Source organism: Pseudomonas parafulva (genome assembly GCF_002021815.1).
Taxonomy (GTDB): Bacteria; Pseudomonadota; Gammaproteobacteria; order Pseudomonadales; family Pseudomonadaceae; genus Aquipseudomonas; species Aquipseudomonas parafulva_B.
Map to the genome: position 1 here is coordinate 3338733 of NZ_CP019952.1, position 15288 is coordinate 3354020.

At 63.8% G+C, this 15288-nt stretch carries 17 protein-coding genes; 6 read left to right on the plus strand and 11 right to left on the minus strand.

Features of this window, described 5'->3' with window-relative positions; translation table 11 throughout:
• The first annotated feature begins 7 nt into the window (after nucleotides 1-7).
• The gene (locus tag B2J77_RS14940; RefSeq protein WP_078478936.1) at nucleotides 8-1186 is read left to right on the plus strand and encodes a vWA domain-containing protein; all 1179 of its coding nucleotides are present in this window, start codon (nucleotides 8-10) and stop codon (nucleotides 1184-1186) included.
• A 123-nt stretch (nucleotides 1187-1309) separates the two neighbouring features.
• On the opposite strand, the gene B2J77_RS14945 is transcribed toward B2J77_RS14940, so the two are convergent.
• From B2J77_RS14945 to B2J77_RS14960, 4 genes are read right to left on the minus strand one after another with little or no spacing between them, the layout of a single operon-like run.
• Nucleotides 1310-2269, minus strand: a complete 960-nt coding sequence (locus B2J77_RS14945; RefSeq protein WP_058638062.1) for a biotin-dependent carboxyltransferase family protein — start codon at nucleotides 2267-2269, stop codon at nucleotides 1310-1312.
• Complete coding sequence (pxpB, locus tag B2J77_RS14950; RefSeq protein WP_078478937.1) at nucleotides 2266-2952, minus strand: 5-oxoprolinase subunit PxpB; 687 nt, start codon at nucleotides 2950-2952, stop codon at nucleotides 2266-2268. Before pxpB ends, B2J77_RS14945 begins: the two co-directional genes overlap by 4 nt.
• Nucleotides 2949-3701, minus strand: coding sequence for a 5-oxoprolinase subunit PxpA (locus B2J77_RS14955; protein ID WP_372239224.1), 753 nt, complete (start codon nucleotides 3699-3701; stop codon nucleotides 2949-2951). Before B2J77_RS14955 ends, pxpB begins: the two co-directional genes overlap by 4 nt.
• Before the next feature lie 36 nt (nucleotides 3702-3737).
• Nucleotides 3738-5024, minus strand: a complete 1287-nt coding sequence (locus B2J77_RS14960; protein WP_058638059.1) for an MFS transporter — start codon at nucleotides 5022-5024, stop codon at nucleotides 3738-3740.
• A 130-nt stretch (nucleotides 5025-5154) separates the two neighbouring features.
• Here B2J77_RS14960 and B2J77_RS14965 point away from each other — a divergent pair, with 130 nt between their 5' ends.
• Nucleotides 5155-6081 carry a LysR family transcriptional regulator gene (locus B2J77_RS14965; protein ID WP_058638058.1) on the plus strand — a complete coding sequence of 309 codons (927 nt, stop codon included), beginning with the start codon at nucleotides 5155-5157 and terminating at the stop codon, nucleotides 6079-6081.
• An 89-nt stretch (nucleotides 6082-6170) separates the two neighbouring features.
• Here B2J77_RS14965 and B2J77_RS14970 read toward each other — a convergent pair whose 3' ends face one another.
• The 3 genes from B2J77_RS14970 to B2J77_RS14980 are packed head-to-tail and all read right to left on the minus strand — an operon-like array spanning nucleotide 6171 to nucleotide 7984.
• Entirely contained in the window at nucleotides 6171-6692 is a 522-nt protein-coding gene (locus B2J77_RS14970; RefSeq protein WP_078478939.1) for a DUF2937 family protein, read from the minus strand.
• A 9-nt stretch (nucleotides 6693-6701) separates the two neighbouring features.
• Nucleotides 6702-7475, minus strand: coding sequence for a class II glutamine amidotransferase (locus tag B2J77_RS14975; RefSeq protein WP_078478940.1), 774 nt, complete (start codon nucleotides 7473-7475; stop codon nucleotides 6702-6704).
• Nucleotides 7476-7489: 14 nt separating this feature from the next.
• A complete protein-coding gene (locus B2J77_RS14980) occupies nucleotides 7490-7984 on the minus strand; it encodes a hypothetical protein (protein WP_058638057.1) in 495 nt (164 codons plus the stop codon).
• A 127-nt stretch (nucleotides 7985-8111) separates the two neighbouring features.
• Between B2J77_RS14980 and B2J77_RS14985 the strand changes: the two genes are divergently transcribed.
• The gene (locus tag B2J77_RS14985) at nucleotides 8112-10154 is read left to right on the plus strand and encodes a S9 family peptidase (RefSeq protein ID WP_078478941.1); all 2043 of its coding nucleotides are present in this window, start codon (nucleotides 8112-8114) and stop codon (nucleotides 10152-10154) included.
• Nucleotides 10155-10248: 94 nt separating this feature from the next.
• Here the strand turns inward: B2J77_RS14985 and B2J77_RS14990 are convergent, their stop codons facing one another.
• A complete protein-coding gene (locus B2J77_RS14990) occupies nucleotides 10249-10527 on the minus strand; it encodes a hypothetical protein (protein WP_058638055.1) in 279 nt (92 codons plus the stop codon).
• 132 nt (nucleotides 10528-10659) lie between these two features.
• Here B2J77_RS14990 and B2J77_RS14995 point away from each other — a divergent pair, with 132 nt between their 5' ends.
• The 3 genes from B2J77_RS14995 (at nucleotide 10660) to B2J77_RS15005 (ending at nucleotide 12012) form a co-directional block, all read left to right on the plus strand.
• Nucleotides 10660-11028: a YajD family HNH nuclease gene (locus tag B2J77_RS14995; RefSeq protein ID WP_023534919.1), complete on the plus strand. Its 369-nt coding sequence runs from the start codon at nucleotides 10660-10662 to the stop codon at nucleotides 11026-11028.
• A 67-nt stretch (nucleotides 11029-11095) separates the two neighbouring features.
• Nucleotides 11096-11566: an RNA methyltransferase gene (locus B2J77_RS15000; protein WP_033728691.1), complete on the plus strand. Its 471-nt coding sequence runs from the start codon at nucleotides 11096-11098 to the stop codon at nucleotides 11564-11566.
• A 104-nt stretch (nucleotides 11567-11670) separates the two neighbouring features.
• Nucleotides 11671-12012: a DUF2892 domain-containing protein gene (locus B2J77_RS15005; RefSeq protein ID WP_058638054.1), complete on the plus strand. Its 342-nt coding sequence runs from the start codon at nucleotides 11671-11673 to the stop codon at nucleotides 12010-12012.
• Nucleotides 12013-12393: 381 nt separating this feature from the next.
• On the opposite strand, the gene B2J77_RS15010 is transcribed toward B2J77_RS15005, so the two are convergent.
• The 3 genes from B2J77_RS15010 to B2J77_RS15020 all read right to left on the minus strand — a co-directional run bounded on the left by B2J77_RS15010 (nucleotide 12394) and on the right by B2J77_RS15020 (nucleotide 15286).
• Nucleotides 12394-13611 carry a hypothetical protein gene (locus tag B2J77_RS15010; protein ID WP_078478942.1) on the minus strand — a complete coding sequence of 406 codons (1218 nt, stop codon included), beginning with the start codon at nucleotides 13609-13611 and terminating at the stop codon, nucleotides 12394-12396.
• A 38-nt stretch (nucleotides 13612-13649) separates the two neighbouring features.
• Nucleotides 13650-14099 carry a YcgN family cysteine cluster protein gene (locus B2J77_RS15015; protein ID WP_058604209.1) on the minus strand — a complete coding sequence of 150 codons (450 nt, stop codon included), beginning with the start codon at nucleotides 14097-14099 and terminating at the stop codon, nucleotides 13650-13652.
• Between the two features lie 254 nt (nucleotides 14100-14353).
• Nucleotides 14354-15286 (minus strand): D-2-hydroxyacid dehydrogenase, encoded by a 933-nt coding sequence (locus B2J77_RS15020; RefSeq protein WP_078478943.1) that lies wholly within the window; start codon nucleotides 15284-15286, stop codon nucleotides 14354-14356.
• Nucleotides 15287-15288 lie beyond the last annotated feature (2 nt).

The following is a 15288-nucleotide window of genomic DNA, read 5'->3' on the forward strand; positions in this document are numbered from 1 at the left end:
CGGGGCCATGTTGCTCAACCTGTTCAACGAAATGCGCGCGGCGAAGGTGCCGGTGTCGGTGCGCGAACTGCTCGACCTGCACCATGCCTTGCAACGGCATGTGGTGTTCGCCGACATGGACGAATTCTACTACCTGGCCCGCGCCATCCTGGTGAAGGACGAACGCCATTTCGACAAGTTCGACCGGGCCTTCGCCGCTTACTTCAACGGCCTGGAGAACCTGGATCGACACATCGAGGCGTTGATCCCTGAGGACTGGCTGCGCAAGGAATTCGAGCGCTCGTTGACCCCTGAGGAGCGCGCGCAGATCCAGTCACTGGGTGGGCTGGACAAGCTGATCGAGGCGTTCAAGCAGCGCCTGCAGGAGCAAAAGGAGCGCCACGCAGGCGGCAACAAGTGGATTGGCACCGGTGGCACCAGCCCGTTCGGCTCGGGTGGGTACAACCCCGAAGGTATCCGCGTGGGCGATGCTGGCGAGCGCCAGGGCAAGGCAGTGAAGGTCTGGGACCAGCGCGAGTACAAGAATCTGGACGATCAGGTGGAGCTGGGTACGCGCAACATCAAGCTGGCCCTGCGGCGCCTGCGCAAGTTCGCCCGCCAAGGCGCTGCCGAAGAGCTGGACATCGATGGCACTATCGACCATACCGCACGCGATGCGGGGCTGCTGAACATCCAGATGCGCCCGGAGCGGCGCAACACGGTGAAATTGCTGCTGCTGTTCGACATCGGTGGCTCGATGGATGCCCATGTCAGGGTCTGCGAGGAGCTGTTCTCGGCCTGCAAGACCGAGTTCAAGCACATGGAATACTACTACTTTCACAACTGCGTGTACGAGACGGTCTGGAAGAACAACTTGCGGCGCACGTCGGAGCGTTATTCCACGTTCGACCTGCTGCACAAGTACGGCGAGGACTACAAGGTCGTGTTCGTCGGGGACGCAGCCATGGCCCCTTACGAAATCACCCAGCCGGGCGGCAGCGTGGAGCATTGGAACGAGGAAGCCGGGTATGTCTGGATGCAGCGCATCATGGCCAAGTTCCGCAAGGTCATCTGGATCAACCCATACCCCCGCCAGGCCTGGGGTTACACCGCTTCTACCCAGCTGGTGCGTGAACTGATCGAGGACCGGATGTATCCACTGACCTTGCAGGGGTTGGAGGATGGGATGCGGTATTTGTCGAAGTAAAGCCGCAAAGTCACGCCCCCTGTAGGAGCGGCCTCGCCGGGGCGCCGGACCGGCCGCGATGGGCCGCGCAGCGGCCCCAGGATTTCAGCTTCGCAGTCCAGATCGCCGAGGCCGCTGCGCGGCCTATCGCGGCCGGTCCGGCGCCCCGGGAAGGCCGCTCAACAACACGTGCCAGCGTTCCAGATACGCCTGCTGCTCCCGCCATGCCTGCTCCTGCATTACCGGCCGCAATCGCACCTTCGCCCCTGGCATGCACTGTGCCAGTTGTGCCAGTGCCAGGGGCGTCAGCGCCCCCAGGCGGGGATAACCGCCGATGGTCTGGCGATCATTGAGCAACACGATCGGCTGCCCATCGGGCGGGACCTGGACGGCGCCAAGGGGAATGCCTTCGGAGATCATGGCCGGGCCTTGATAAACCAGAGGCGGGCCAAGCAGGCGGATGCCCATGCGGTCGGCACGGGTGTCCAGCGTCCAGTCGCAGTTGAAGGCATCGAACAGACTAAGGCCAGCAAAGTCGCCGATCTGCGCGCCAATCACCAGGTCCAAGGTGGGCTTGACCACATACTCAGGACGCAGGTGACCAGGCACTTCGCGGATCGGTGTGGCTGTACCGGCAAAACTCAAGCATTGGCCTTCACGCAACACGCCGCCCTGGCCATCGACCCCGCCCAGCCCCTCGCGCACGACCGTGGCACAACTGCCCATCACAGGCTCGGCATCGAAACCGCCCGGTGCGGCCAGATAAGCGCGAGCGCCCTGCCGAGGTTGTCTGAGGGTAAGGCGCTGCCCCTTCGTCAGGGTGAAACTGCGCCAAGGGGCCAAGTAGTGCTCGTCGATGTGCGCGTCCAGGTCGGCCCCGGCCAGCGCCAGTACGCAATCGTGCTGCGCCACCACGCTGAATCCACCCAAGGCAACCTCTACGACGGGAGCCTGCAGAGCGTTGCCCAGCAACCCGTTGGCCCAGTGCATCGCGACCCAATCCAAAGCGCCGCCCTGGGTGACCCCAAGGTGCCTCACGCCAAATCGGCCTGCATCCTGTAGCGCACACAGCGGTGTGCTGGCCTCGACTCGCAAATGCTTCATTCCTGTGCCTCCTCATCACCGCCCAACGCCAGAAACGCCTGCCGCGTCACCGAGACGAAGCGGACGCGGTCGCCCGGTTGCAGCAGGCTGTAGCCGTCCCGCTCACGGTCGAACAACCGCACCGGCGTACGCCCGATCAGGTTCCAGCCACCGGGGGAAGCGGCCGGGTACGCAGCGGTCTGGCGCTCGGCAATGCCGACACTGCCCGCTGCCACCTGCTTGCGCGGGGTGCTTAGCCTCGGGGTGGCCAGCCGTTCGTCCACCAGCCCCATGAACGCGAAACCCGGCGCGAATCCCAGGGCGAACACCGGGTAGTCACGTTCACTGTGCAAGCGCACGACCTCAGCCTCGCTCAGGCCTGCCCGGCGGGCCAGCACGGGCAACTCCGGGCCGACGCTGGCGTGGTACCACACCGGTATCTCGTGCAGGCAGCCGGTGTTCTCAGTGCCAGGCTGCAGCCCTTCAAGGGCTTGCACGATCAGGCAGCGTGCATCGGCCGGCGGCAGGTCGAAATGCACCATGAGGGTGGTGTAGGACGGCACCAGGTCGCGCAAGTGCGCACCAAAAGCCGCTTGCAAGCGCTGACTGGCGGCAAGCACCCAAGGCATGTTGGCTTCCTCGATACGCTCGAACAGACGCACCATCAGGCAATCGATGCCGACCACTTCGATGCGTGGGGTCATGCTGATCTGATCCCATCGAGTGCCTGGCGGATCTGCCGAACTGCCGTCACAGAGCTGTCGTTGTCCCCATGCACGCACAGCGTTTGGGCTTTGAGCAGCAGTCCAGTGCCATCACTGGCCAGCAGTGCTTCGCCGCGGGCCAGCTTTACGGCTTGCTCGACCACTTGCGCCGGGTCGTGATGCACGGCGCCCGGCAGGCGTCGCGACACCAGGTGGCCGCTGGCGGTGTAGGCCCGATCGGCAAACGCCTCGAACCAGAGCGGTACGCCGATTTCAGTACCCAGCGCCTGGGCCGCCCCATTGTCGGCCGTAGCCATGAGCATCAGCGGCAGGCCACTGTCATAGGCCGCCACGGCCTCCAGCACCGTGCGCAGGATCAATGGGTCGGCCATCATGTCGTTGTACAACGCACCGTGGGGTTTTACGTAGGCGACGCGTGTGCCCTGGGCCTTGCAGATGCCATCGAGCGCGCCGATCTGGTAGTGCAGCAGGTCACGGATTTCTTCGGCACTGCACGCCAGGCTGCGCCGGCCGAAGCCGACCAGGTCCGGGTAGGCCGGGTGTGCGCCAATGGTTACCCCGTGTTCCAGCGCCAGCGCCACGGTGCGGCGCATGATGCCGGGGTCACCAGCGTGGTAGCCGCAGGCGATGTTGGCACAGTCGATGTAGGGCATGACCTCGGCATCCAGGCCCATGCGCCAGCTGCCGAAGCTTTCGCCCATGTCGCAGTTGAGTAACAGGCGTTGCACCACGGTGTACCCCTTGTCGTTATTCATGTTCCTACCTTAGCGCGCCTGCAATTGTTTGCCGCGTGTTTCTGGCAGGCTTAGCGCTGCCACGATCACCACGCCATAGGACACGGCCGAGAACAAGCCGATACCCAGGCCCAGCGGCACCTGCTGCCCCAGCATACCAATCAGCAGCGGGAACAGCGCCGCGACGATCTTGCCGACGTTGTAGCAAAAGCCCTGCCCCGAGCCGCGCACGCGCGTGGGAAACAGCTCGGTCAGAAAGGCCCCCATGCCGCTGAAGATGCCCGAGGCGAAAAAGCCCAGCGGGAAGCCCAACCACAGCATCACCCCATCACTGACGGGCATTTGCGTGTACAGCAGCACGATGACGAACGAGCCTACGGCGAACAGGATGAAATTCTTTTTGCGCCCTAGCAGGTCGGACAGGTAGGCGCTGATCACGTAGCCCACGTAGGAGCCTACGATCACCATCGCCAGGTAGCCGCCGGTACCCAGCACGCTCAGCCCGCGTTCGTTCTTCAGAAACGTGGGCAGCCAAGCGGTGATTGCGTAGTAGCCGCCCAGTGCGCCAGTGGTCAGCAGCGAGGCGCGCACGGTGGTCCAGAGCAGACCGGGGGCGAAGATTTCGTAGAAGTGCGATGGCGCCTCGGTGTCTTCGGCTGCCTTGGCCTGGCGGTAGACCTCCGGGTCTTTCACCAGCCGCCGAACGAAGATCACGAACACGGCCGGCACCAGCCCCAGTAAAAACAGCGCTCGCCAGGCCTGCTCCTGCGGCAACCAAGTGAAGAGCAGCGCGTACAGGATGGCCGTCAGCCCCCAACCAATGGCCCAGCCTGACTGCACCATGCCCACTGCCTTGCCGCGGTCTTGGGCACGGATGACCTCGCCGATGAGCACCGCGCCTGCCGTCCACTCACCGCCGAAGCCAAAGCCCATGAGGGTCCTGGCAATCAGCAGTTGCTCGTAGTTCTGGGCAAAGCCGCAGAGGAAGGTGAAGAAGGCGAACCACAGCACCGTCAGTTGCAGGGTGCGGACCCGGCCGATGCGGTCGGAGAGAATGCCGGCCACCCAGCCACCGATGGCCGAAGCGACCAGGGTACTGGTGTGGATCAGCCCGGCCTCGGTGGTGGTGATGCCCCATAGCATGATCAGCGTGGGGATGACGAAGCTCAGCATCTGCGTGTCCATGCCGTCCAGGCCATAGCCGATCTTGCAGCTCCAGAAGGTGCGCCGTTGTTGCTGATCGATGTCGCGGTACCAGGCAAAAGGCCCGGAGGAGGATGGGGAACTGACCTGCTGCTGCGTGCCGGTGGGGTTCATGGATGCCTCGGCTTGTTGGTATTGTTTTATGGGGCGACAGCAAAGGTCGCGGCCTGGGCTTCATGTTCAGAGCACGCGGCGCTGACGTCCAACGAGAAAAACCCTGGGTCTGGAACAAGAAAAACTGATCATGAACCTTCGCTTTCTCGAAACGTTCGTCTGGGTCGCTCGTCTCAAGAGCTTCCGCCTGACCGCGCAGAAGCTGTTCACCACCCAGGCGTCGGTGTCCAGCCGTATCGCGGCGCTGGAGGCCGACCTTGGCGTCAAGCTGCTGTTGCGCGACTCGCGCGGGGTCAGCCTGACTCCGGAAGGCAGCAAGGTGCTGGAACATGCCGAGCGCATGCTGGAAACCGCCAAGGCGCTCAAACAGTCGCTGGACAGCGACCGGGCCAAGGTCGGGCGTATTCGTCTCGGGGTGATGGACACGGTCATTCATACCTGGATGAGCGCGCTGGTGGCCGAATTGACCGAGCGCTATCCGCAGGTGGAAATCGAACTCATCGCCGACACGGCGCTGAACCTGCGCGAACAACTGCACAAGGGTTTTTTGGACGTTATCGTGCAAACAGACTTACTGCGCGAGCCCTCGATCCGCAGCCTGGATCTGGCGCGCTACCCGATGGGCTGGATAGTCGCGGCAGGCTCGCACCTGCACAGGGACTACACGTCACTGATCGAGCTGGGGCGCGAGCGCATCGTGACATTCTCGAAGAATTCACGGCCGCATCAGGAAGTGCTGGCCTTGTTGCAAGGTGCCGGGGCGCAAACGCCGAGGTTGAACTGTGTCAATTCGGTAGCGGCTATTACCCGCTTGTTGCGCGACGGCTTTGGCATTGGGGCCTTGCCGCCTGCCCTGGTAGAGGCCGAACTGAACCAGGGTGACCTGGTGCTGCTGGCTGGGCTTGAGCCCCCGCCGAGCCTGGAACTGGTGGTGGCCTGGCAGACCGGGGTGGCGTTGGTGGAGGAAGTGGTTGGAGTTTGTCGGCAGGTACTGGAGCGCTATGCACAGGATGTGGGCGGGCAACGGATCGTGCTGGTGCCGGGGACTATGGGCTGAGGGTTTGTAGCCCGATTTGGAATGGGACCAGCCCAGGACCGGATGGGAGCGTAGCGCACTCCCGCTCATGCAGGGTGTCAGGACTTCACCTAACGCCAACTCTCTTTCACCGCCCCACGTCGCCCACCCAGTATCAGCCGACCTATGCCCAACAACAGGCTTTCAACCACGAACGCCAGCACGAACCCGGCACCGACGCCCCAGCCGATGGCCTCAGGCGCCAGCAAAATCTGATAGCCGTAGCCGTTGAGCGTTTCTTCTAGCAGCCGCGGGTCGGCTTGCACCAGGACGTGCCAGGTACGCTGCGCCCATGAACCTTGCAGCGCTTGCCATTCGTCTTCAAGCAGCTGGTTGCGAATCATCAGGCTTTCGATGCTGTTGGCGTCACTGAGAAAGACCGGGTCGTCACTGCTGCGGTAGTGTCGCAACAAGGCTTGCAGATCGCCGTTGAAAAAGCGCTCGGCTGTCTGGCGGAAGCCGTCCAGCGCTTCGCGTGACTCGAACAGGTGGGCCTCCACGCGCTGGCTGTAATCCTTGACCAGCCCCGGGACCTGGATGCCGGCCAATAGCCCGAAGGTGAACAGCAGCAACCGCAGGTAACTTCTGAACATGCAGCATCCTTAGCTTTGTCCGTGCGCGGTGCACTCGCCGTGCCGCCACAGGGCCCACTGACCTGGCGCGTAGCGGTTCCAGGTTTCGTTCTCGGTCAAGGCCTCGGTGGCGATCACCGTGACCACGTCGTTGGGGGTGGTTTGGGTATGGAAATCGACGATCAGGTCGACATCCTTCAGCCGTGCCGCGCCAAACGGCGCGCGACGGGTAATGTGGACCAGCTTCGTCGAACAGAAGCAGAACAGCCAGTCACCATCGCTGAGCATGCAGTTGAACACGCCGCGGGCGCGATAACCGGCACAGGCTTCGACCAGCACCGGCAGTAACTGTTCCACCGGCACCGGCTCCGGGAAGGCGCCGCGGATGCGATTGAGCAGATCACAGAAGGCCGCCTCGCTGTCGGTATCACCAATGGGCTGGTAAAAGTTTGTGGAGCCGGTGAAGTCACCCAGCTGGCCGTTGTGGGCAAAGCACCAGTTGCGCCCCCACATCTCGCGCATGAAGGGGTGGGTGTTGGCCAGGCAGACCTTGCCCACATTGGCCTGGCGGATGTGGCCGATCACTACTTCGCTCTTGATCGGGTAGCGCCTTACCAGGTTGGCCACCTCGGACTCGCTGCTGGCGGCGGGGTCCTGGAACAGGCGCAGGCCGCGCCCTTCGTAGAAGCCGATGCCCCAGCCGTCACGGTGCGGGCCAGTGCGACCGCCGCGCTGTATCAGGCCGGTGAAGCTGAAGACGATGTCGGTGGGGACGTTGGCACTCATGCCCAGCAGTTCGCACATGGCGGTGTCTCCGTTTACAGGCGGGGCTCGACCCGGCCGGCGCCAGCAGGCAGCACAGGCGGGTCGTCACGGTAACGATCGCCACGCTCGGCGGCCAAGGGCTCCCCCGGCGCCAGCGCCTGCGCTTCGGCGGCCTCGCGCTGGGCGGCGGCTTCGGCCCGCAGGCGGCGCTCGCGGGCGCGTTTCTCCAGCGGCCAACGCACTAGCACGAACAGGAAATACAGCACGAAGGCGATCATGCCGTACATGGCGAAGTCCGACACTGCGCGCCAGGCGTTGTTGCCCACCTTGAAGGCGACATCCAGTACCGTGATGGCAATGGCCGGGGCGAAGCTGTCCTTGACCGGGTCGACCACGGTCGGCGTAAACAGCAGCACCGCCAGCACGACGCGCAGCGGTTCGCGCAGCCAGCGCCACATCCAGCCGGTAAGCTTGAAGCCCACCAGAAGGCAGCCCAGGGCGGCCACGGCGTAGAGGCCCCAGGCCAGGGTGTAGTCGTTCTCGATCATGGTAATCGTGCAAGCCAGGCAAAGAGGTGCCTATGATAAACACATTTCCTGGCGCACACAGTGTTTGCCTGTACCGGTGCAGCGCCGAAGCTGCCGGTAGCGCCCCTCAAGAACCGAGAGAAATTCGATGCCAAGCACCCACTTGCCGCCCCTGGCCAGAGCCGACGATGCGACCGACCCCTACGCGTGGTTGCAACAGCGTGACGATCCCCAGGTACTGGCTTACCTCGAAGCGGAAAATGCCTATCAGCAAGCCTGTCTGGCCGATCAGGCCCCCTTGCGCGAACAGGTGTTCGAGGAGATCAAAGGCCGCATCCAGGAAACCGATCTGTCCCTGCCATCGCCGTGGGGGCCCTACCTGTACTACACCCGCACCACCGCAGGCGATGAATACCCCCGCCATTATCGCTGCCCACGCCCTGCCGATGATTCCAACACGGTCGATGAAGGCCTGGAGCAACTGTTGCTCGACCCAAACGCCCTGGCAGGCTGCGGCTTTCTCTCGCTGGGGGCGTTCAACGTCAGTCCCGACCATCGCCTGTTGGCTTATAGCCTGGACACCAGCGGCGACGAAATCTACACCTTGTACGTCAAGGATCTGGCCACGGGCGATGTAACGACCCTGCCCTTCGACGACTGCGATGGCAGCCTGACCTGGGCCAATGACAGCCGTACGCTGTTCTTTGCCGAACTCGACGATACCCACCGCCCTTGGCGGCTGTACCGGCATACGTTGGGTCAGGAAGGTGCCCAGCGGGTATTCGAGGAGCCCGATGGCCGGTTCTTCCTGCACTGTTACCGCACCAGCTCCGAACGCCAGTTGGTGCTGCTGCTCAACAGCAAGACCACCAGCGAAGCCTGGGTGCTGGACGCGGCCACGCCGCAAGCGCCGTTCACCTGCCTGGCACCGCGTGTGGAAGGCCATGAGTACTTCCCCGATCATGGCCTGCTCGATGGGCAGTGGCGATGGTTCATCCGCACCAACCAAGACGGTATCAACTTCGCCCTGTATCACGCCCCGGCCGACCCCGTGCCAAGCCGTGCCCAGTGGCAACGGCTGGTCGCCCATCGCGATGACATCATGCTTGAAGGACTGAGCCTCAATGCCAGCGCATTGACCCTGAGCCTGCGTGATGGCGGCTTGCCGATCATCGAAGTGCGCCCACAGGGTCTGCCGCCCTACCGGGTGGATTTACCTGACGCGGCCTACAGCCTGTACGTGCAGGACAGCCTGGAATTCGACAGCCCTCGGGTACGCTTGCGCTACGAAGCGCTGAACCGGCCGGCCCAGGTACGTCAGCTGGCGCTGGCCACTGGCGCGCAGGAGGTGCTCAAGCAGACGCCGGTGCTGGGGCCCTTCAATGCCGACGCCTATGTCAGCGAGCGCCTGTGGGCCACCGCGGCAGACGGTACCCAAGTGCCGATCAGCCTGGTGCGACGGCGCCAGGATGTGGGTCGCACCACACCGCTCTACCTGTACGGGTACGGCGCCTATGGCGAGAGCCTGGACCCATGGTTCTCCCATGCGCGGCTGAGCCTGCTGGAACGTGGTGTAGCGTTTGCCATCGCCCATGTGCGCGGCGGCGGCGAGCTGGGCGAGGCCTGGTACCGTGCCGGCAAGCAGGAACACAAGCACAATTCCTTCAGCGATTTCATCGCGTGCGCCGAACACCTGATCAACGCAGGCGTGACATCCTCTGCAACCCTGGCCATCAGTGGGGGCAGTGCCGGCGGGCTGCTGATCGGCGCCGTGTTGAACCTGCGTCCCGAGCTGTTTCGCTGCGCCATCGCCGAGGTGCCCTTTGTGGATGTGCTCAACACCATGCTCGACCCTGAGCTGCCGTTGACGGTGACCGAGTATGACGAATGGGGCAATCCCGCGGAGCCTGAGGTGTACGAGCGCATCAAGGCCTATGCGCCGTATGAGAACGTGAAAGCCCAGCCCTACCCGGCCATGCTGGTGGTGGCAGGCTACAACGACAGCCGAGTGCAGTACTGGGAAGCGGCCAAGTGGGTCGCCCGCCTGCGTACGCGCAAGACCGATGACAACCTGCTGCTGCTCAAGACCGAGATGGGTGCCGGGCATGGGGGTATGAGCGGGCGCTACCAGGGGTTGAAGGACGTGGCCTTGGAGTATGGGTTTGTGCTGGGTGAGCTGGGGGTTGTCTGAGGCGCCGGGCTGTTTTGTGCGCGCAGCGGCCCCAGCGATCTGAGTTCATGCATGACGGCAAGCCGCAAGGTGAGGTGTGGACGGCCGCCTTCGATCACTCCTGATCCCGCCCCGGCTTCTCTAGATCCTGCCGCAACCCTGGCAGTGGCTGGTCCTTGGGCGGGCCGGGCACTGGCATTGGCGGTAGCAAGGGTGCCCCTTGGGAGGTGCCGGTGGCTTTGGGCGGGCTGCTTGGGGTGATCTGCGGATACGGCGTGGGGGTGGGTGTACCCGGCGCACCGGGTACAGGCGTGGTCAACCGCGGCGGCGTGCTGGCAGCGTGAGCCGCAGGCACGCCCGCCACCAAGACCACGGCGAGAATCGCAGCAAGCATCGGCAACCTCCTGTTCAGAATCTTCCTACAGGCTACGCCCATATGACATTTTTCGCCTGTGCGCCGATCATGCAGCCGCGCTAGACTCGACGGCATAACCGTCATTTGCCTGATCAGAACGAAGGAAACACCATGACCTCCTCTACTTCCGCTGCCACTGCGCGCCTGGACCGCATCCTCGCCGATGCCAAGCGCGACAAGGAAATGGGCTACCGCGACAAGGCCCTGAGGATGTACCCGCACGTGTGCGGGCGTTGTGCACGCGAGTTCGCCGGCAAGCGCCTGAGTGAGCTTACCGTGCACCACCGTGACCACAACCACGACAACAATCCCCAGGACGGCTCCAACTGGGAGCTGCTGTGCCTGTACTGCCATGACAACGAACACTCGCGCTACACCGATCAGCAATACTTCAGCGAAGGCTCCACCAGCACCCCAAGCATTGCCAAGGCTACCCACAACCCGTTCGCGGCACTGGCAGGCATGCTGAAGAAGGACTGACCAGCACCCCCCCACCATGACCGGGCAACCCGTATAATCGCGTCTTTTTTGCGAAGGGCCCCGGTTCGTGGCTAACAAACGATACAGTTGCATCGGCCTGTTCAACCCCAAGTCGGCCGAAAACGTAGGCTCGGTAATGCGTGCGGCTGGCTGCTACGGGGTCAACTCGGTGTTCTATACCGGCAAGCGCTACGAGCGCGCGCGGGACTTCGTGACCGACACCAAGCGCGTGCACTACGACATTCCACTGATCGGCATCGATGACCTGCAACGCATCATCCCGCTGGGCTGCACCCCGGTGGCCGTGGAACTGGTCGAAGGCGCCCGCCCCCTGCCCGACTACACCCACCCGGACCGCGCCATCTACATCTTCGGCCCCGAAGACGGCAGCCTCAGCCCTGAGGTAAGGGCCTGGTGCGAGGAAACCATCTACATTCCCACCACCGGCTGCATGAACCTGGCGGCCACGGTGAACGTGGTGCTGTACGACCGTCTGGCCAAGGGCCTGAACACCCGCTCGGGCCCAAAATTCAAGTGATGGGTGCGCTGTCATGACCGCCAGGAGGTTCGCCTGGCACATCGAGTGAACGTCGCCGGCCGCAGGCAGGTCAGCTGCTTACACATCACCAAGAGGGCTTACCAATGCTTGATAATCACTCTGATGCACCGTTGCAGGAAAAGAACGTCCATGGCATGGAACGCGCCACTTCGTTGGCCGGCGGTGCTTTGCTGGTGGGCAAAGGACTGAGCCAGGGCGGTATCGTAGGGCTGTTCAAGATAGCCGTCGGTGGCCTGGCGCTGGTGCGCGGCTTCACTGGGCATTGCGCCACCAAGGCGTGGTTGCAGCACCACCGCGATCAGTACAACCAGCTGAAATCGGACCTCAAGCGTACTGGGGACGAGCTGACTGCACTGAAGGACAGTGCCAAAGCGGCCACCGAAGGCGTGACAGTGACCGGCAAGGATCCTGTCGCTGGGGTGTGATGCCCTGGACTGTATCCTGGTCTTGCCGTGGCGGCGTTGCGGCAAGGCGTCTACTTGACGGCTGCGGTTTGGTGTAGTGCTCACACATTCGATTTGAGGGCACCCGGGGCGACGTGCCTTCGGTCAGGGCCTGCGCCAGAGGCTCACGCATTCAACTTCGTAGCACATATCGCCGGGGCCGCTTCGCGCCCCATCGCGGCACAAGGGCCGCTCCTACACTGGAAGCCGTAGCTCAAACCCTGTAGGGGCGGTCCTTGTGCCGCGATAGGCTGCGCAGCAGACCCATAATCTGAGATTCCATACTGCTGGAACCGTTTTACGGATCCGATGACCTTCAAAAGTTGCGCAACACGTGGCTCCCACCGGGCATTGTGTAGCGCATCAATGCAGTACCTTGCTCTGCAACGCCTCCGACCGACGTCCGAGTACGTTTTCGCTGATCTGCACGAAGTCCTCGAGGCTGACGCTGGGCAGTCGCATCAGCCCGCGCGCCACGTCGTCGAGCGATTGCCGGGCCTGGGTATGAATACGGATCTCTTTGTCCAGTGCCTGCAACAGCATCACCCCTCGCGCCACCTGGGCAGGCGTCGCCTGGTGCCCCTTGAGGTGCTTGACGCTTGCGCCCTGTTTGCTCAAGCGCGCCTGCCAGGCCTGATAACGATCATCACTCATGCCACCTGATCGGCGCAGCAGCTCGGTGGCGTAGTAGTCGGTCAAGCTCTCGATCAACCAGTCATTGCCCTCACGCCCACGCAGCTGAGTGAACAACTGGACCACTTCGCGCAGCAGCGGGCTGCTGCCGCTCTCGCTGACCATGGCCTGGCCACTGTGCAGGTAGAGCGAGCCGTGGGCTGCCATCGCCCCGCGCCACATGTGGTCGCGTGCGCCCACCACCAGCAGTTTGGGCGGGTTTCTCGGGAAGGTGGCCTGCAGTTGCGGCCAGATGTAGGTCAGCAAGGTCAGGTTGTCCATGCGGCGCATCCCTTCCCCAACCGGCGCCGCCACCGTCACGTCGGTTTCGCCCAGGCGCGCACGGCGGCTACCCAGGTTGCCAGCCAGCATCCAGCCCGTGGGGCGGTCGAACAGGCGCGAGACGTTGTCGATGCGGAACTTGTCCTTGCCAATACGTGGCCAGGCGGTCTCGACGCTTTTCCAGCCTTCGGGCAGGTCGAATGCCAGGCGGGCGACCAACTCGGTGCCGTCCTGCTGGTCCAGCCGACCGGGTGGGACCAGTTGGTCGCCCATGAACAGTGCCCAGTGCGCTGTCATGCGGGTGTTGTACACCCCAGGCCCGTGGAGCTGGTTCAACTGCACGCGGTAGCTCAGGCTGGTCTTGCCGGGCGCTGGCTGCCATACCCCGCGCTGGCCGCGAAGCTGCCAGTGGCCATCTGCTTGGAAGCCGCTGTAGGCCCCCGCCTTGCCCAGGTCGAAGTCCAAACTGCGCACAGCACTGCCATCGGCCAGCGTAAGGCGCACTTCGGCCTGCCCGGTCGCAGGCAACAGCCGAACCTGATAGTCAAGATCGACTTTCTTCGCCCAGGCCGGTGCCCCCGCCATCAACCCCAACACGGCCACCAGCACACTCAAACGGCTACGCATACCGACACTCCTTGTTCACCAGCGGGTAAAGCGCCTGGTTAGCTGGCGCGAAAGATCAGGTGGTCTTCCCAGTCGTCCTCGTGCACGTCACGCTCGCTGAGCATGCGCCCTGCCTGGGAGATGCGCTGCTCATGCACTTGCTGACGGTCACCGCATACCAGGTGGTGCCAGACCGGCAAGTCCTTGCCTTCGCTGACCAGGCGGTAACCGCAAGTCGCTGGCAACCAACGAAACTGGTCAGCCTTGCCCGGGGTGAGCTGAATGCAGTCGGGCACCTGGGCGAAGCGATTGGGATAGTCGCTGCACTGGCAAGTGTCGAGGTCCAGCAACTTGCAGGCGATGCGGGTGTAGTAGACGCTGTTGTCGTCCTCGTCCTCGAGCTTTTGCAAGCAGCACAGCCCGCAGCCGTCGCACAGCGACTCCCATTCCTGCGGGTTGAGTTGCTCTAGGGTCTTGCGCCGCCAGAACGGGGCGTTATCAGCGATCATGACGCGATTTCCTGCAAGGGATCAGCAGCGCGTGTCCGACATCGGGCCCGAGGCAGACAGCGCCTGAAACGGTTCGTTAAGGCGTGCAGCATGGAGCTGGTAGCCGTGGCGGCGCCAGTCTAGGGCCTGGCATGCAGCAATACCAGACCGCTTGTCAGCCGTGCTCGAACTCAGGCCCATAGCAGGGTGATACGCCTGAAGGGCACCCCGAGGGCGCCACCTGCGGGCAGCGCGCTCTGATACAGGCCGGTCGATCAATACCCGCGGTCGAAGTTCACCTCGCCACGCAGCGCCTGGTCGGCTTCGAACGCCTGCAGGTTGTCGAGGAACAACCGCACCATGGCCGCAGGCGTGGTGGGCGCTGCGCTGTGTCCGGTCAGCAACAGGCCCCAGGCGGTCCAGAATGGATGCTGCCTGGGCAGAGGTTCCTGGCGGCATACGTCGATCACCGCCCCGGCCAGGTGCCCCTCTTTCAGCGCCTCCACCAGGTCGGCGTCGACGACAGCCACACCGCGCCCGGCATTGATGAACAACGCAGTTGGCTGGAAACGCCGGAACATCGCCGCGTCAAAGATATCGTGCGTGGCCGGCGTGTCGGGCAGCAGGTTCAGCACATAGTCGACCTCGCCCACCAGGCGCGCGAGATCGTCCAGGGCTGCTACCTCGGCGAATGGCGGCTGTTCACGGGCCTGGCTGGCCACACCGTACAGCACCACCCCGAACGGGCGCAGGAACTCGGCCACGGCCTGGCCGATATCGCCGGTGCCGACGATCAATACCTTGCGGCCCTGCAGCGAGCAACCAGGGCGCTCATCCCAGCGCCGCTCCACCTGGCTGACCAGGCGCGACAGGACGTGCCGTTCATGGCCCAGCATGTAGGTGAGCATGTATTCGGCCATGACCTGGCCGAAAATGCCCACAGCGCGGGTCAGGCGATACGCGCGGGGCAGCCCCGTGGCCAGCAGTGGCGTGATGCCGGCCCAGGTCGACTGCATCCAGTGGGGGCGATGCCCCTGGCGCAACAAGCTGGCCAGCAGGTCGGGCTGGCCGAGCCAGACCGGGCACTGTGGCGCCAGCCGGGCCAATTGCGCGGAATCGTCGCTGGTCAGGACTTCAAGGTGCGGTGCCGCCTGGTGCAACAGGTCGGCGTAGCGGGCGTGGTCATGCTCGGCAATCAGTACGCGCATGA

Excerpts from the sequence above, each read along its gene's own strand:
- B2J77_RS15005 (WP_058638054.1), top strand. The coding sequence starts at position 11,671 with ATGCTTGATAATCACTCTGATGCACCGTTGCAGGAAAAGAACGTCCAT.
- B2J77_RS14940 (WP_078478936.1), top strand. The coding sequence starts at position 8 with ATGTTGCTCAACCTGTTCAACGAAATGCGCGCGGCGAAGGTGCCGGTG.
- B2J77_RS14995 (WP_023534919.1), top strand. The coding sequence starts at position 10,660 with ATGACCTCCTCTACTTCCGCTGCCACTGCGCGCCTGGACCGCATCCTC.
- B2J77_RS14975 (WP_078478940.1), bottom strand. The coding sequence starts at position 7,475 with ATGTGCGAACTGCTGGGCATGAGTGCCAACGTCCCCACCGACATCGTC.
- B2J77_RS14985 (WP_078478941.1), top strand. The coding sequence starts at position 8,112 with ATGCCAAGCACCCACTTGCCGCCCCTGGCCAGAGCCGACGATGCGACC.
- B2J77_RS14990 (WP_058638055.1), bottom strand. The coding sequence starts at position 10,527 with ATGCTTGCTGCGATTCTCGCCGTGGTCTTGGTGGCGGGCGTGCCTGCG.
- pxpB (WP_078478937.1), bottom strand. The coding sequence starts at position 2,952 with ATGACCCCACGCATCGAAGTGGTCGGCATCGATTGCCTGATGGTGCGT.
- B2J77_RS15020 (WP_078478943.1), bottom strand. The coding sequence starts at position 15,286 with ATGCGCGTACTGATTGCCGAGCATGACCACGCCCGCTACGCCGACCTG.
- B2J77_RS14945 (WP_058638062.1), bottom strand. The coding sequence starts at position 2,269 with ATGAAGCATTTGCGAGTCGAGGCCAGCACACCGCTGTGTGCGCTACAG.
- B2J77_RS14960 (WP_058638059.1), bottom strand. The coding sequence starts at position 5,024 with ATGAACCCCACCGGCACGCAGCAGCAGGTCAGTTCCCCATCCTCCTCC.
- B2J77_RS14965 (WP_058638058.1), top strand. The coding sequence starts at position 5,155 with ATGAACCTTCGCTTTCTCGAAACGTTCGTCTGGGTCGCTCGTCTCAAG.
- B2J77_RS14980 (WP_058638057.1), bottom strand. The coding sequence starts at position 7,984 with ATGATCGAGAACGACTACACCCTGGCCTGGGGCCTCTACGCCGTGGCC.
- B2J77_RS14970 (WP_078478939.1), bottom strand. The coding sequence starts at position 6,692 with ATGTTCAGAAGTTACCTGCGGTTGCTGCTGTTCACCTTCGGGCTATTG.
- B2J77_RS15015 (WP_058604209.1), bottom strand. The coding sequence starts at position 14,099 with ATGATCGCTGATAACGCCCCGTTCTGGCGGCGCAAGACCCTAGAGCAA.
- B2J77_RS15010 (WP_078478942.1), bottom strand. The coding sequence starts at position 13,611 with ATGCGTAGCCGTTTGAGTGTGCTGGTGGCCGTGTTGGGGTTGATGGCG.